13 protein-coding genes are annotated in these 13,486 nt (G+C 36.4%); 12 read left to right on the top strand and 1 reads right to left on the bottom strand.

Annotation, left to right across the window (positions count from 1 at the left end):
• Nucleotides 1-2 precede the first annotated feature (2 nt).
• From LUD75_RS09135 to LUD75_RS09095, 9 genes are all read left to right on the top strand, one after another.
• Nucleotides 3-1,289 carry a HAMP domain-containing sensor histidine kinase gene (locus LUD75_RS09135; protein ID WP_232705366.1) on the top strand — a complete coding sequence of 429 codons (1,287 nt, stop codon included), beginning with the start codon at nucleotides 3-5 and terminating at the stop codon, nucleotides 1,287-1,289.
• Between the two features lie 56 nt (nucleotides 1,290-1,345).
• Nucleotides 1,346-3,346, top strand: a complete 2,001-nt coding sequence (locus LUD75_RS09130) for an LTA synthase family protein (protein WP_232705365.1) — start codon at nucleotides 1,346-1,348, stop codon at nucleotides 3,344-3,346.
• 86 nt (nucleotides 3,347-3,432) lie between these two features.
• A complete protein-coding gene (locus LUD75_RS09125; RefSeq protein ID WP_232705364.1) occupies nucleotides 3,433-4,179 on the top strand; it encodes a phosphatase PAP2 family protein in 747 nt (248 codons plus the stop codon).
• Between the two features lie 120 nt (nucleotides 4,180-4,299).
• Nucleotides 4,300-4,836, top strand: a complete 537-nt coding sequence (locus LUD75_RS09120; protein ID WP_232705363.1) for a C40 family peptidase — start codon at nucleotides 4,300-4,302, stop codon at nucleotides 4,834-4,836.
• Between the two features lie 99 nt (nucleotides 4,837-4,935).
• A complete protein-coding gene (locus tag LUD75_RS09115; protein WP_232705362.1) occupies nucleotides 4,936-5,748 on the top strand; it encodes a 2,3,4,5-tetrahydropyridine-2,6-dicarboxylate N-succinyltransferase in 813 nt (270 codons plus the stop codon).
• Between the two features lie 154 nt (nucleotides 5,749-5,902).
• Nucleotides 5,903-7,072: a glycosyltransferase family 87 protein gene (locus LUD75_RS09110; protein ID WP_232705361.1), complete on the top strand. Its 1,170-nt coding sequence runs from the start codon at nucleotides 5,903-5,905 to the stop codon at nucleotides 7,070-7,072.
• Complete coding sequence (locus tag LUD75_RS09105) at nucleotides 7,072-7,995, top strand: glycosyltransferase family 2 protein (RefSeq protein ID WP_232705360.1); 924 nt, start codon at nucleotides 7,072-7,074, stop codon at nucleotides 7,993-7,995. The genes LUD75_RS09110 and LUD75_RS09105 overlap by 1 nt, the downstream gene beginning before the upstream one ends.
• Nucleotides 7,996-8,094: 99 nt before the next feature.
• Entirely contained in the window at nucleotides 8,095-8,880 is a 786-nt protein-coding gene (locus LUD75_RS09100) for a polysaccharide deacetylase family protein (RefSeq protein WP_232705359.1), read from the top strand.
• A complete protein-coding gene (locus tag LUD75_RS09095; RefSeq protein ID WP_232705358.1) occupies nucleotides 8,880-9,974 on the top strand; it encodes a glycosyltransferase family 1 protein in 1,095 nt (364 codons plus the stop codon). Before LUD75_RS09100 ends, LUD75_RS09095 begins: the two co-directional genes overlap by 1 nt.
• Before the next feature lie 51 nt (nucleotides 9,975-10,025).
• Here LUD75_RS09095 and LUD75_RS09090 read toward each other — a convergent pair whose 3' ends face one another.
• On the bottom strand, nucleotides 10,026-10,679 hold the full coding sequence (locus tag LUD75_RS09090) for a YggS family pyridoxal phosphate-dependent enzyme (RefSeq protein WP_232705357.1): 654 nt from the start codon (nucleotides 10,677-10,679) through the stop codon (nucleotides 10,026-10,028).
• A 156-nt stretch (nucleotides 10,680-10,835) separates the two neighbouring features.
• Between LUD75_RS09090 and LUD75_RS09085 the strand changes: the two genes are divergently transcribed.
• The 3 genes from LUD75_RS09085 to lpdA all read left to right on the top strand — a co-directional run bounded on the left by LUD75_RS09085 (nucleotide 10,836) and on the right by lpdA (nucleotide 13,481).
• Nucleotides 10,836-11,324 carry a heparan-alpha-glucosaminide N-acetyltransferase domain-containing protein gene (locus tag LUD75_RS09085; RefSeq protein ID WP_232705356.1) on the top strand — a complete coding sequence of 163 codons (489 nt, stop codon included), beginning with the start codon at nucleotides 10,836-10,838 and terminating at the stop codon, nucleotides 11,322-11,324.
• Nucleotides 11,325-11,462: 138 nt separating this feature from the next.
• Complete coding sequence (locus LUD75_RS09080) at nucleotides 11,463-11,990, top strand: hypothetical protein (protein ID WP_232705355.1); 528 nt, start codon at nucleotides 11,463-11,465, stop codon at nucleotides 11,988-11,990.
• A gap of 87 nt (nucleotides 11,991-12,077) precedes the next feature.
• Nucleotides 12,078-13,481 (top strand): dihydrolipoyl dehydrogenase, encoded by a 1,404-nt coding sequence (gene lpdA, locus LUD75_RS09075; protein WP_232705354.1) that lies wholly within the window; start codon nucleotides 12,078-12,080, stop codon nucleotides 13,479-13,481.
• Nucleotides 13,482-13,486: the final 5 nt, after the last annotated feature.

Genomic DNA, 13,486 nt, shown 5'->3' with positions numbered 1-13,486 from the left:
CGTTGAAACCATTACTTAGCAAAACCACCAAACCTTTTATCATTTATGTCCTCATTATCCTGGTCATCAGCGTTCCTGTGTATTATTTTGTGGTGGATGCGATCTGGAAACACGAGCTGGATGAACATAACGAAATTGTAGCAGAGAAAACGTCTTCTCAGCTTAACAGTTTAAAATTATCAGACCAAAATCTGTTGGAAACGATCGAGTTTTGGAATGAACTGCAGCCAAGTACGAATATCCAAAGTGTGAAAGGAAATGACAACCTCAAAGACAGCATTTTCATCGTAGAAAAACCGCACGACTTTCTCCATTTTGAAGAGATAGACCGGTTTCGGGGACTTTCCAAAATTATTTATCTTAACAAACAACCATTTCGTTTTAGTATCGAAACCAATATCGAGGAATCTCAGGAAACCATCTTTTTCATCTCAGCGACTACAGTTTTTCTTTTCATTTTGATTGTTGGAGGCTTGTTGTTTCTGAACAGAAGATTGTCAAAATCCGTCTGGAAACCATTCCGAAAAACATTAGATCAACTCAAAACATTCAATCTGAATCAGCAGACTGAGATTGAATTTGATGAAACTGATATTACGGAATTTTATGAACTCAATCAATCTTTAAGTAAATTGATAGACCAGAATATTTCCGTTTATAAGACTCAGAAAGAATTCACGGAAAATGCTTCCCACGAACTGCAAACGCCTTTGGCAATTCTGAAAAATAAACTGGATATTCTTTTGCAAAATCAAGATCTGACCGAAAAACAATATCAGATTGCGGAAGAAATGAACAAGGCTTTGACCAGAAGTTCCAGGATCAACAGGAATCTTTTGCTTTTGGCGAAAATTGATAACAGCCAGTTTGATAATTCTGAATTGATTCGGTTTGATGAATTATTGAATCAATCCATTGGAGTTTTACGGGAACATTTTCAGCAGAAAAATATTACGGTAAAGTCAGAAATTTTATCTAATGTTGAAGTCAAAGGAAATAGCAGTCTGATGGAAGTTCTGATTAATAATTTAATTCTGAACGCCATTCGTCACACTTCTTCCAATGGTTTGATTAATATCAGACTGACCAATTTAGTATTTGAAGTTTCCAATTCCGGAACAGAAAAACTGAATGAAGATCTGCTATTTAAAAGATTTTCAAAGCTGTCAGCAGACAATCGTGGAAGCGGATTGGGATTAGCGATTATCAAACAAATTTGCATTCTTCAGAATTGGAAGATTAATTACCGGTTTGAAAATAATCTTCACCTGTTTTCCATAGATCTTTAAATTCAAAATTTCTTCTAAATTGGGTTTTTACTTTGCACGTTCAACAACGTGTCATTATGAATCCAAAAGCAGTCTTTGCAAAATTATTCAGAAGCAGATTTTCTGTATTATTCTCAATATTAAGTCTTTATGTAATTCTTTTATTTTTGGTAAGGATTGCCTTTCTGATTTGGTCGTCAAAGGATTTGGATCTTAATTTTCTCCAGATTTCACGGGCTTTTTTTACGGGATTCTTTTTTGATTTGACCGTTGGATCATTATTTCTTCTGTTGTATGCTGTTTATTTACTGATATTTCCAAAAAAGTGGATCGGTTCAAAATTCGATAAAGTTTTCACTTATTTTTATCTGGTTTTAATTCTGATCATCATTTATTTCAGTCTGTTGGCGGAGATTCCATTTTGGGATGAGTTTGGCGTGAGATTCAATTTTATTGCCGTTGATTATTTGATTTACACTTATGAAGTCGTCGAAAATATCAACCAGTCTTATCCACTTCCTTTGATTTTTGTGGTTTTGATTTCATTGATTTTAATAACACTTTTTGCATTAAAAAAGATCAGTGCTTTCAAAAATACATTTTCTGATAAAAGATCAATTTCCAGTCGTTCAGGATTTGCAATTCCACTTATCATTGTGGCGGTTGCTTTGGGATTATTAATGAAAAACAAACAGGCAGAATCTACCGACAATCTGGTTGTGAATGAATTAGGGAAGAATGGCGTTTTTTCTTTCTTTAATGCTTTCAAAGCCAATGAATTGGATTATGCTACTTTCTACCCGAAAATCTCTGATAAAGAAGCTTACAAAATTTTGAAAAATGATCTTCTCCAGGAAAATCAAACTTATGATTCCAATTCGACGGACGATATTTCCAGAACGACAAAAGGAAATACCGAACAAAAACCAAATATCATTTTAATAACCATAGAAAGTTTCAGCGGAGAATTCATAAAAGCATTTGGTAACAAAGACAACATCACACCAAACTATGACAAGCTTGCGAACGAAAGTATTTTCTTCACAAACCTTTATGCAACAGGAACGAGAACGGTTCGCGGAATGGAAGCTTTGACTTTATCGGTTCCGCCAACACCGGGAAACAGCATTGTGCGAAGACCAAATAACCAGAATTTATTTTCGATTTCGACCATTTTGAAAAAGAAAAATTATCAGCCATATTTCATTTATGGCGGCGACGGTTATTTTGATAATATGAACAATTTTTTCGGTGGACAAGGTTTTGATATTGTCGATAGAAACAGAGGAAATGCGCTTTCAGATGACATCAAAACAAAACGTTTCCAGATTGCGGATAACGAAGTCAGTTTCGAAAATGCGTGGGGAATTTGTGATGAGGATCTTTACAAACAATCAATGAAATATGCTGACAGAAACGCCAAAGCAAACAAGCCGTTTTTCCAGTTTGTTATGACAACTTCCAACCACAAACCTTATACTTTTCCAAACGGAAAGATTGATCTTCCCACATGCAATAGAAATGCGGCTGTGAAATATACCGATTATGCTTTGGGGAAATTCCTTGCTGAAGCCAAAACGAGATCTTGGTTCAAAAATACGGTTTTCGTAATCGTTGCTGATCATTGTGCAAACAGCGCTGGGAAATGGGAAATCAATATTAAAAATCATCACATTCCTGCCATTATTTACAATCTGCCACATCAGCCGGAAAAAATTGACCGTCTGACTTCTCAGATTGATTTGATGCCAACATTGTTCGGTTATCTCGGATGGAATTACGATACTAGTTTGTACGGAAAAGACATCAATCAAACAAAACCTGGTGATGAGCGGGCTTTCCTCGGAAATTACAGAACTTTGGGAATGCTGAAAAGAAATGTTTTCACACAGATTGATGATAGAAAAAGAGTGAAACAATTCGGTGTTTCCGGGAATGATCAGTCTCTGTCCGAAATGAAAACCAAAAATATGGATCTAGTATCAGAAACCATTTCTTACTACCAAACTGCCAGTGAAAGATTTAAAAATGGAAAGATGAAAATGACAAAGAAAGAAACCTTGCTGACCAAGAAATAATTCAAAATATCTTCTAAATTGATTTGCATTTTTGATCTATGAAATTAACTTTGAAAAGGCTGTCGTTAAATTTCTTATTAGTTTTAATGACAAGCCAGGCGTTACGGGCACAAGATAGTTTGATTGTCAATGAAGTTCAGGATTCAATGGTGTCAGCATCAAAAACTGAAGACAGCTCCCATCAATTTGCGTACAGAAAACTGATTATTCCTGCCGCTTTAATTTCTTACGGCGTCGCAAGCCTGTCGATCCCAAGTCTTAAAAATCTGAACTCATCTACTCAATTCGAAATCTCGGAACACAAGCCGGATCACATCAGGCTGGATAATTATACACAATTCGCACCAGGCATTTTGGTCTATGGTCTTAATGCTTTTGGAGTTCAGGGCAAGCATAATATCAGAGACCGCAGCATTATTTACGGCACATCTTTGCTGCTGGTTTCTGCAATCACGCTGCCGCTGAAACATATTACGAAAGAGGAGAGACCGGATGGTTCCAATAATCTCTCGTTTCCGTCCGGACATACTGCTTTTGCTTTTGCATCGGCGCAGTTCATGTATCGGGAATATAAAGATTGCAATTTTTTGCTCGGGATTTCAGGATATTCTTTCGCTGTTTTTACAGGTGTTTATAGAATGTTGAATAACAAACATTGGTTTAGCGATGTTGTTGCAGGCGCGGGTTTTGGAATCTTATCAACCGAAATATCTTATTGGCTTTATCCAAAAATCAATCAACTTATTGGTGGGAAAAATGCGCATTCTCAAACGATGGTAATGCCATTTTATCAGAACAAAAATTTTGGAATTGGTCTGGTGAAGAATTTTTAAATGTTTAAATTACGATTAAGTTTTAATTCAAACTCTTGTTTAATTTGGATAAGTGTCCTATTTTTGTGAGACAATCAAACTAAATCTATCGAAAAAAAATTACTGTTTAAAATCTACTCCATGAAAAGATCCTTACTGGTAATTCTGTTTTCAATAATTCTGGTGTCTTGTGGCGCTTCAAAATCCACAAAAAAATATTCTTACAAAAAACCGGCGACGAGCAAATCTGTCAGCCTCAAAAAACTAAGTTCCACTTATTCAGGAAACGTTTCCGGGACGAGAGCTTCCATTATCAATGATGCGGAAAACTATCTCGGAACGCCTTACAAATATGCCGGAAATACCAAATCCGGCTTTGACTGTTCAGGTTTGGTCTGCAAGGTTTTTGATGAGAACAAAATTCAGATGCCAAGACGTTCTCAGGATCAGGGAAAATCAGGAGCTTCCATTAATATTTCTCAGGCAAAACCGGGCGATCTGCTTTTCTTCGCAACTGCCGGCGGATCATCTGTAACTCACGTTGGGATCGTTCACGACATTCTGAATAGCGGCGAAGTTACTTTCATCCACGCCTCAACTTCTAAAGGCGTTATTATCTCATCACTCAACGAAGCTTACTGGAACAAAGCATTCCTTTTTGCGAGAAGTGTGCTTTAGTTTTATTATTTTTGCGACGGACAACTGTTTTAAAGCTAAAAGCAAAAAGCCAGTTGCCAAAAGCAGTTTATCATTAATCAATTATCATTTATAAAAAATATGTCTTTACAGGAAAAAATCGAAAAAGCTTGGGATAACCGCGAACTTTTGAAAGAAGAAGAATACCAGAATGCTATAAGAGAAGTGGTTGCAAAACTGGATGCAGGAGAATTGCGTACCGCAGAACCTACGGAAAACGGCTGGCAAATCAACGAGTGGGTAAAAAAAGGAGTCGTAATGTACTTCCCAATCCAGACGATGGAAACCATAGAAGTTGGCCCGTTCGAATTCCACGATAAAATTCCTTTAAAGAAAAATTACGCAGAAAAAGGCGTTAGAGTAGTGCCTCACGCCATCGCAAGACACGGAAGTTTCGTTGCAAGCGGTGTGATCTTGATGCCATCTTATGTCAACATCGGTGCTTATGTAGATTCCGGAACTATGGTTGATACTTGGGCGACGGTTGGAAGTTGTGCACAGATCGGAAAAAATGTACACTTAAGCGGCGGTGTAGGAATCGGCGGTGTTTTGGAACCTTTGCAGGCGGCTCCGGTTATTATCGAAGACGATGCTTTCATCGGTTCAAGATGTATCGTTGTAGAAGGTGTTCGTGTTGGTAAAGAAGCGGTTTTAGGTGCAAATGTTTGTTTGACAATGTCTACCAAAATTATCGATGTTACAGGACCAGAACCAGTCGAGACGAAAGGTTATGTTCCGGAACGTTCCGTAGTAATTCCTGGAAGTTATACCAAGAAGTTTCCTGCTGGGGAATTTCAGGTTCCTTGTGCATTAATTATCGGAAAAAGAAAAGAATCTACAGACAAAAAAACCTCTCTTAATGATGCTTTGAGAGAAAATAATGTAGCGGTTTAAAATAATATTAAAACGAAAAATTCTTAATTTTTAAAGCCAAAAGCAATTAGCTATAAGCGAATTATCGATTTTAAACTTATATTTGTCATTCTAATGAGAATCTAAATTCTTGCTAGAATGACATTTTTTTTTAAACTAAACCTACGGAAACATTGTGAAACAGAAGTTCCTGAAACTGATCTCGGATTATCGGATTATTTTTGTTATTTATATAATTGTAGCGGCTGTAACAGCGTACAGCAAATACAAAAGAGGGACTGGCGGTTACAATAACTATTTGATTTTCAAAGGAGTATTTTACAACACTTTGCAGGAGCGAAATATTTTCCTTCAATATCCGGATCTGTTTTTTGACAGCAATCATTACGGTGTCTTTTTCAGTTTGTTGATTGCGCCTTTTGCAATGATGCCGGACGGTTTTGGATCTGTTTTATGGAATGTTGCCGGAACACTGGTTTTTCTTTATTCGGTTTACAAACTTCCTTTTTCCAATGCCAAAAAATCTTTTTTTGCCTGGCTTTGTTTACAGGAATTCATTACGGCAGCGACTTATTTTCAGTTTAATATTATCTTGACGGGATTATTAATATTATCCGCAATACATATTTATGAAAGAAAAGAAGCGCAATCGGCCTTCGCAATTCTCGTCGGAACATTTGTAAAAGTTTATGGAATTGTTGGATTATCGGCATTTTTCTTTATTAAAAATAAGGCGAGATTTATTATTTCATTTGCAGTCATTTCGATTCTGTTTTTTGTTTTGCCAATGTTGATTTCCAGCAAAGAATTTGGGATTCAGTCTTACATAGATTGGTACGTTTCTCTTTCCGAAAAGAATTTATCCAATCAAACCTTGATGAGCCGTCAGGATTATTCTTTGATGGGCGTCGTGAGGCGGGTTTTAGGTAATGCAGATATTTCCAACTTAGTTTTTTTGGTTCCAGGATTTACACTGTTTATGCTTCCTTATATAAGAATCAAGCAGTATAAATTTCTGCCATTTCAATTAATGATTCTGGCTTCGACTTTATTGTTTATCGTCTTATTCAGTTCCAGTTCAGAAAGTCCGACTTACATTATCGCAGTTTCGGGTGTTATGATTTGGTTTCTTATGCAGAAAAAATTAACAAAAATTGATATTGGATTATTGGTTTTCGTGATGATTTTCACTTGTTTTGCATTTTCGGACTTGTTCCCAAAATTTATCAAAGAAGGCGTTTTTATTAAATATTCAACCAAAGCAATTCCTTGTATATTAATCTGGTTCAGAGTAATGTATGAACTGCTGACAAAGGATTTCGAGAAAGATTATAAATTAGATTAATGAAAAAAATTTCCATAGTAATTCCGGCTTACAATGAGGAGGAAAATATTCCGCAAATCAGACAGGCTGTAGATGAGGTTTTCAAAACTTTGTCCGGATACAACTATGAAATTATTTTTATCAATGATGGAAGCAGAGACAATACACAGGCGGTTCTGGAAGATTTGTCTCAAAAATTTACTGAGGTTAAGTTTATAGAATTTTCCAGAAATTTCGGTCATCAGAATGCTGTTAAAGCAGGTTTGGATTTTGCAGACGGAAACTGTGTAATCTCGATGGATGGCGATATGCAGCATCCGCCAGAGATGATTCCGCAACTCGTTCAGAAATGGGAAGAAGGTTATGATATCGTTTACACCATCAGAAAATATTCCAAAAGTATCAGTTATTTCAAAAGGAAAACCTCGGACTTTTTCTATCATTTGCTTTCCAGTTTATCAGATGTAGAATTGGAAAAGGGAAGTTCAGATTTCCGTTTGATGGATGCGTCTGTTGTGGATGTTGTCAGAAGTTCAGGAGAATCTGATATTTTCCTGCGCGGACTGGTAAAATGGATTGGATTCAAACAGTTTGCAATACCTTTCATAGCAGCAGATCGCTTTGCAGGAAGCAGCAAATATAGTTTGGGAAGAATGATCAAATTTGCTTTTACGGGAATTACAGCTTTCAGTGTGAAACCACTTTATCTGGCTGCTTATCTAGGGTTCTTTTTCTCCTTATTACCATTGTTTTACATTCCTTACGTTATTTATTCATTTGTCAATCATTCCGAAATTTCAGGTTGGGCATCACTCATTATGACGGTCGTTTTCTTTGGTGGTGTACAGTTGATCATTCTTGGAATTTTAGGAATTTATATGGGAAAAATATTTAAACAGATGAAGGATCGCCCGATTTATATTGTCCGTTCAAAAAAGTTATAATTTAAATTTTTATGGCAGCTTTATCCGTCCTCCGTTCCCTCCCGAAACTTCGGGATCCACTCGGGCCGGGCTGCAGATTCAACTCCAAACCAAGTCTCAATGATATTACTCAGTTTTGACATAGAAGAATTCGATATGCCTCTGGAATATCAGGGCGTAATTCCTTTTGAGGAGCAGATTTCTGTTTCCAGAAAAGGCCTGCAGAATATTCTGCGGATTCTGAAAAAACAGGATGTTAAAGGCACTTTTTTTTCTACCGTAATTTTTGCGGAGGAAAACAAAGATTTGATAACTGAATTATTAGCACAGGGTCACGAATTAGCTTCTCACACTTGGTTTCATTCAGATTTCAAGGAAGAACATTTGGCAGAGTCAAAGCAAAAATTAGAAGAACTTTTTAATACAGAAGTCACTGGCTTGAGAATGCCGAGAATGATGCCGGTGTCAGAAAAAGCGGTTGCAGATGCTGGTTATATTTACAATTCTTCCATCAATCCAACTTATCTTCCAGGCAGATACAATAATTTTAAGGTCAGCAGAAAACCATTTTGGCAAGGAAAAGTAATTCAGTTTCCGGCTTCGGTTTCTACGATGTTCCGAGTACCTTTGTTTTGGCTAAGTTTTCATAACTTTCCGCTTTGGTTGTATAAATCGCTGTCCAAAATATCATTAAATTCTACAGGATTTTTAAATATTTATTTTCATCCTTGGGAATTCAATGATATTTCTGATCCGAATTATAAATTGCCAGGTTACACATTCAAAAATACAGGAAAAGAAATGGAAATCCGGTTTGAAAATTTCATTATTTGGGCTAAGAAAAACAATTATGAATTTGGAACAATTAGGAACTTCTTAAATAATCAAAACGTAAAAAAGAATTGATGAAGATTGCTTACGATGCCAAACGCGCTTTTTCCAGCGGATCAGGATTGGGAAATTATTCCAGAGATCTGTTACGGATTCTTTCGAAAGTTTTTCCTGAAAATCAATATGTTTTGATCAGCAAAAAAACTTCAGAGAAAGGAAAAGAAATTTTAGAATTGCCAAACGTTTCGCACTTCAAAACTTCTAAGGGCACTTTGTCCCGACAATTCAAAATGGGAATGGATGCACAGAATTTAGGTGCCGATATTTTCCACGGATTGTCCGGCGAACTGCCTTTGAAATGGAACAAAAAACCAATCAAAAAAGTTGTAACCATCCACGATCTCATCTTCGAAAGGTATCCGGAATATTACACCTGGATTGACCGCAGAATTCATTTTTGGAAATTCAAAAAAGCGGCTGCAGCAGCAGATAAAATTATCGCTATTTCTGAGCAGACAAAACAAGATATTATTCATTATTTAAAGGTTCCTGAAAGTAAAATTGAGGTGGTTTACCAAGGTTGTCACGCCAGTTTCAAAGAAAAACAATCTGCTGAATTTCTTGATCAAATCAAAGAAAAATTCAATCTTCCGCAAAAATTTATTCTGAATGTAGGAACCATTGAACCACGAAAAAACCTTCTCAATATCATCAGAGCTTTGAAAGGAACTGATATTCCGCTGGTAGTGGTTGGTGGTAAGAAAAAGAAATATTTCAAACTGATAGAAAAGGAAATCAAACAAAATAAAGTTGAAGTTCAATTTTTGCAAGGCGTTTCTATGAACGAGCTGGCTGCGATTTACAAACTTGCTGAAATATTTATTTATCCAAGTTTTTTCGAAGGTTTTGGAATTCCGGTGATTGAAGCTTTGTATTCCGAAACGGTTGTAATTACGAGCAATACGAGCTGTCTTCCCGAGGCTGGCGGACCAGATTCTGTCTACATAGACCCTAAAAATGTTAAAGACATCAGGTCAAAAATTAATTTTATTTGGAATAATGAGCCGGAAAGAAAACGCCGCGCTGAAAAAGGTTTGGCGTTTGTCCAGAAATTCAATGATGATGTGATTGCAAAAGATTTGATGAGGGTTTACGAAAGTGTATTTTAATGGAAATTTAATTGTAGATGGGCTTCGTGAGCCTCAGCCTAACAACAACAATTAGTAATTCCGTTCTCCAAAAATAGCTGATCCAACTCTCACAGAATTCGAGCCGCATTCGATTGCCAAAGGAAAATCGCCGCTCATTCCCATTGATAAAGTTTCCAATGGTTTTAATGCTGACAATTCATCAAAAAGTTGTTTTAGACGACCGAATTCTTCACGGATCTGATTTTCATCATCCACAAAACTCGCCATTCCCATCAAGCCTTTGATTTCAATATTTGGATAATTTCCGACTAAGAATTTATTGAAAATATCTTTTGCTTCATCAACCGTTAAACCAAATTTTGTCTCTTCTTTTGCGATTTTTACCTGAAGCAAAACATTGATTTTGCGATTGTTTTTTAAGGCTTCTTTATCAATTTCTTTCAAAAGTTTCTCGCTGTCAACGCTTTCTATCATCGAGATAAAGCCAGCTACAAATTTCAATTTGTTGGTTTGAAGATGACCGATCAAATGCCACTCAATATCATTTGGAAGAACAGATTGCTTTTCCAATAATTCCTGAACTTTATTTTCTCCGAAAGCTCGTTGTCCTAAGTCATAAACTTCTTTGATTTTTTCAGCTGGATTCGTTTTTGAAACTGTAACAAGCTTTACATTTTCGGGAAGTTGGGAAAGGATATTTTGATAATTTGTTTTGATTGACATTTTGGATATGTTTTAAAAAATCTGATACAAAAATAGACATTAATTTATCTTTCAAATATCAATTCAGAAATCGGTAAATTTGGTTTAGATAAATTTCTAAAGGACAGTTAATTAGGGAAATATATTACTGTAAGATTAATATTAAATTATCAAACTATGAAAAGAGTAGAAAGTATCGACATCGTTCGTGGTCTTGTAATGATCATTATGGCTTTGGACCACACCCGGGATTTTCTTCACATCAATTCATTGTCACAAAATCCGACAGATCTCACAACTACAGATCCGGCATTGTTTTTCACACGCTGGATTACGCATCTCTGCGCACCAACATTTGTTTTTCTTTCAGGGGTTTCCGCCTTTTTAACTTGTAAAAGAAATGAGAATATTTCCGAAACCAGAAAATATCTTTTGACCAGAGGATTTCTATTAATATTGATGGATTTTACAATCGTGAATTTTGGAATTTGGTTCGATGTTCATTTCAGTATTTTATTCTGGAATGTACTTTCTGCAATAGGTTTCGGGTTTATTATTCTATCATTATTATTAAGATTAAATTCAAAATTAATTGCAGGTTTAGGTTTGATGATTATATTTCTTCACAACGCAATTCCACTCTTACCATTTGCTGAAGATGTTTAGAAATCATTAGGGTTTTTATTTGCAACAGCTGTTTTTCCTAGCGGCGAAAGGGTTCTGATTTTCGGTTATTCGCCGATTCCTTGGCTTGGCATTTTATTAAGTGGATTTGGTTTTGGACAGTTATTTTTAGAAGATATTTTGTCCAGAAAAAAGAAATTTCTTTACATTGGATTAGCGAGTCTTTTATTATTGGTTGTTTTAAGATTTCTGAATGTTTACGGCGATCCCAGCATTTGGTCAACACAAAAAGATCCACTTTTTACATTTCTATCTTTCATTAATGTTACCAAATATCCGCCGTCACTTTTGTTTTGTTTGATGACATTGGGAATTATGTTTTTGTTGCTATATTTTGTTGAAGGATTTAAAAATAAATTGACAGAAATCATTTCTGTATTCGGAAAAGTACCCTTGTTTTATTTTTTGGTTCATTGGTACATTATTCATCCCGTTTTATTTATTATTCTCCTGTTTCAGGGATTTCAATTTTCAGAATTTTCATTTGGAGACCGTTTCGGAAGGCCGAACGATGTAGAAAGCGGCGTTTCGCTTTTGTGGGTTTATGTTTTTTGGATTCTTCTGGTCATTGTAATGTATCCGCTTTGCAAATGGTATTTCAGATATAAAAATGACCACAAAAAGAAAAAATGGCTAAGGTATATTTAGTGGAGAGTTTGTGGCTTTTAGAATTTGCTAAATGGCATTAATTCCGTAAATTTGAGGAAATTTTATTCGAATAATAATCAAAATAATATGAGTCAATTTGATGTAACCGTTATCGGTTCTGGTCCTGGTGGATATGTTGCGGCAATCCGTGCTGCCCAATTGGGTTTCAAAACAGCAATTATTGAAAAATATTCAACCTTAGGCGGAACTTGTCTTAATGTTGGATGTATTCCTTCAAAAGCTTTGCTTGATAGTTCTGAACATTTCGAAAAGGCAAAACACGACTTTGCAAATCACGGGATCATCATCAATGAGCCGACTGCTGATATCGCAAGAATGATCGCCCGCAAAAACGAAGTGGTGGATCAAACCACAAAGGGAATCAACTTTTTGATGGATAAAAATAAGATCACCGTTTTTGAAGGTCTTGGAAGTTTCGAATCTGCAACCCAGATCAAAGTTTCCAAAAACGACGGTTCTTCCGAAGTGATCGAATCTAAATATACAATCATCGCAACTGGTTCCAAACCATCCAGCTTGCCTTTCATCAATCTTGATAAAGAAAGAATCATCACTTCCACAGAAGCCTTGAATCTTAAAGAAATTCCAAAACATTTGGTAGTAATTGGAGGAGGTGTTATCGGATTAGAACTTGGTTCTGTTTATTTGAGATTAGGTTCTCAAGTGACTGTGGTCGAGTTTATGGATAAGATCATTCCTGGAATGGACGGAAGTTTGTCTAAGGAATTGCAAAAAGTTCTTAGAAAACAAGGGATGAAATTCGAACTTTCTACAGCTGTTTCGGCGGTTGAAAGAAATGGAGATTCTGTTAAAGTAACAGCTAAAAACAAGAAAGGTGAGGAAGTAAGCTTCGAAGGTGATTACGTTCTGGTTTCTGTAGGAAGAAGACCTTACACAGACGGACTTGGATTGGAAAAAGCTGGCGTAGAACTGGACGAAAGAGGAAGAGTGAAAACCAACGACCATTTGCAGACGAATGTTTCTAACATTTACGCAATCGGTGATGTCATCAAAGGTGCGATGTTGGCTCACAAAGCTGAAGAAGAGGGAACTTTGGTTGCTGAGATTTTGGCTGGTCAAAAACCTCACATCAATTATAACCTGATCCCAGGCGTTGTCTACACTTGGCCGGAAGTTGCAGGCGTTGGTAAAACCGAGGAGCAATTGAAAGAAGAAGGCGTGGCTTACAAAGTGGGAAGTTTCCCAATGAGAGCCTTAGGAAGAAGCCGTGCTAGTGGTGATACAGACGGATTTGTAAAAATCATCGCTGATGAGAAAACGGATGAGGTGCTAGGTTTCCATATGATTGGCGCAAGAGCAGCAGATCTGGTTGCAGAAGGCGTGATCGCAATGGAGTTCCGTGCAAGTGCAGAAGACATCGCAAGAAGTTCTCACGCGCATCCAACTTATGCAGAAGCTGTGAAAGAAGCGGCTTTGGATGCTACTGGAAAGAGATCGATTCATATGTAATCTAT

The sequence above is a fragment of the Epilithonimonas sp. JDS genome, assembly GCF_021261315.1.
GTDB lineage: Bacteria > Bacteroidota > Bacteroidia > Flavobacteriales > Weeksellaceae > Epilithonimonas.
This window is presented reverse-complemented; position numbering and strand designations above follow the sequence as displayed.

Bases quoted from the DNA above. Each gene is read 5' to 3' on its own strand.
- LUD75_RS09130 (WP_232705365.1), top strand. From the start codon at position 1,346: ATGAATCCAAAAGCAGTCTTTGCAAAATTATTCAGAAGCAGATTTTCT.
- LUD75_RS09125 (WP_232705364.1), top strand. From the start codon at position 3,433: ATGACAAGCCAGGCGTTACGGGCACAAGATAGTTTGATTGTCAATGAA.
- LUD75_RS09120 (WP_232705363.1), top strand. From the start codon at position 4,300: ATGAAAAGATCCTTACTGGTAATTCTGTTTTCAATAATTCTGGTGTCT.
- LUD75_RS09115 (WP_232705362.1), top strand. From the start codon at position 4,936: ATGTCTTTACAGGAAAAAATCGAAAAAGCTTGGGATAACCGCGAACTT.
- LUD75_RS09105 (WP_232705360.1), top strand. From the start codon at position 7,072: ATGAAAAAAATTTCCATAGTAATTCCGGCTTACAATGAGGAGGAAAAT.
- LUD75_RS09100 (WP_232705359.1), top strand. From the start codon at position 8,095: ATGATATTACTCAGTTTTGACATAGAAGAATTCGATATGCCTCTGGAA.
- LUD75_RS09095 (WP_232705358.1), top strand. From the start codon at position 8,880: ATGAAGATTGCTTACGATGCCAAACGCGCTTTTTCCAGCGGATCAGGA.
- LUD75_RS09090 (WP_232705357.1), bottom strand. From the start codon at position 10,679: ATGTCAATCAAAACAAATTATCAAAATATCCTTTCCCAACTTCCCGAA.
- LUD75_RS09085 (WP_232705356.1), top strand. From the start codon at position 10,836: ATGAAAAGAGTAGAAAGTATCGACATCGTTCGTGGTCTTGTAATGATC.
- lpdA (WP_232705354.1), top strand. From the start codon at position 12,078: ATGAGTCAATTTGATGTAACCGTTATCGGTTCTGGTCCTGGTGGATAT.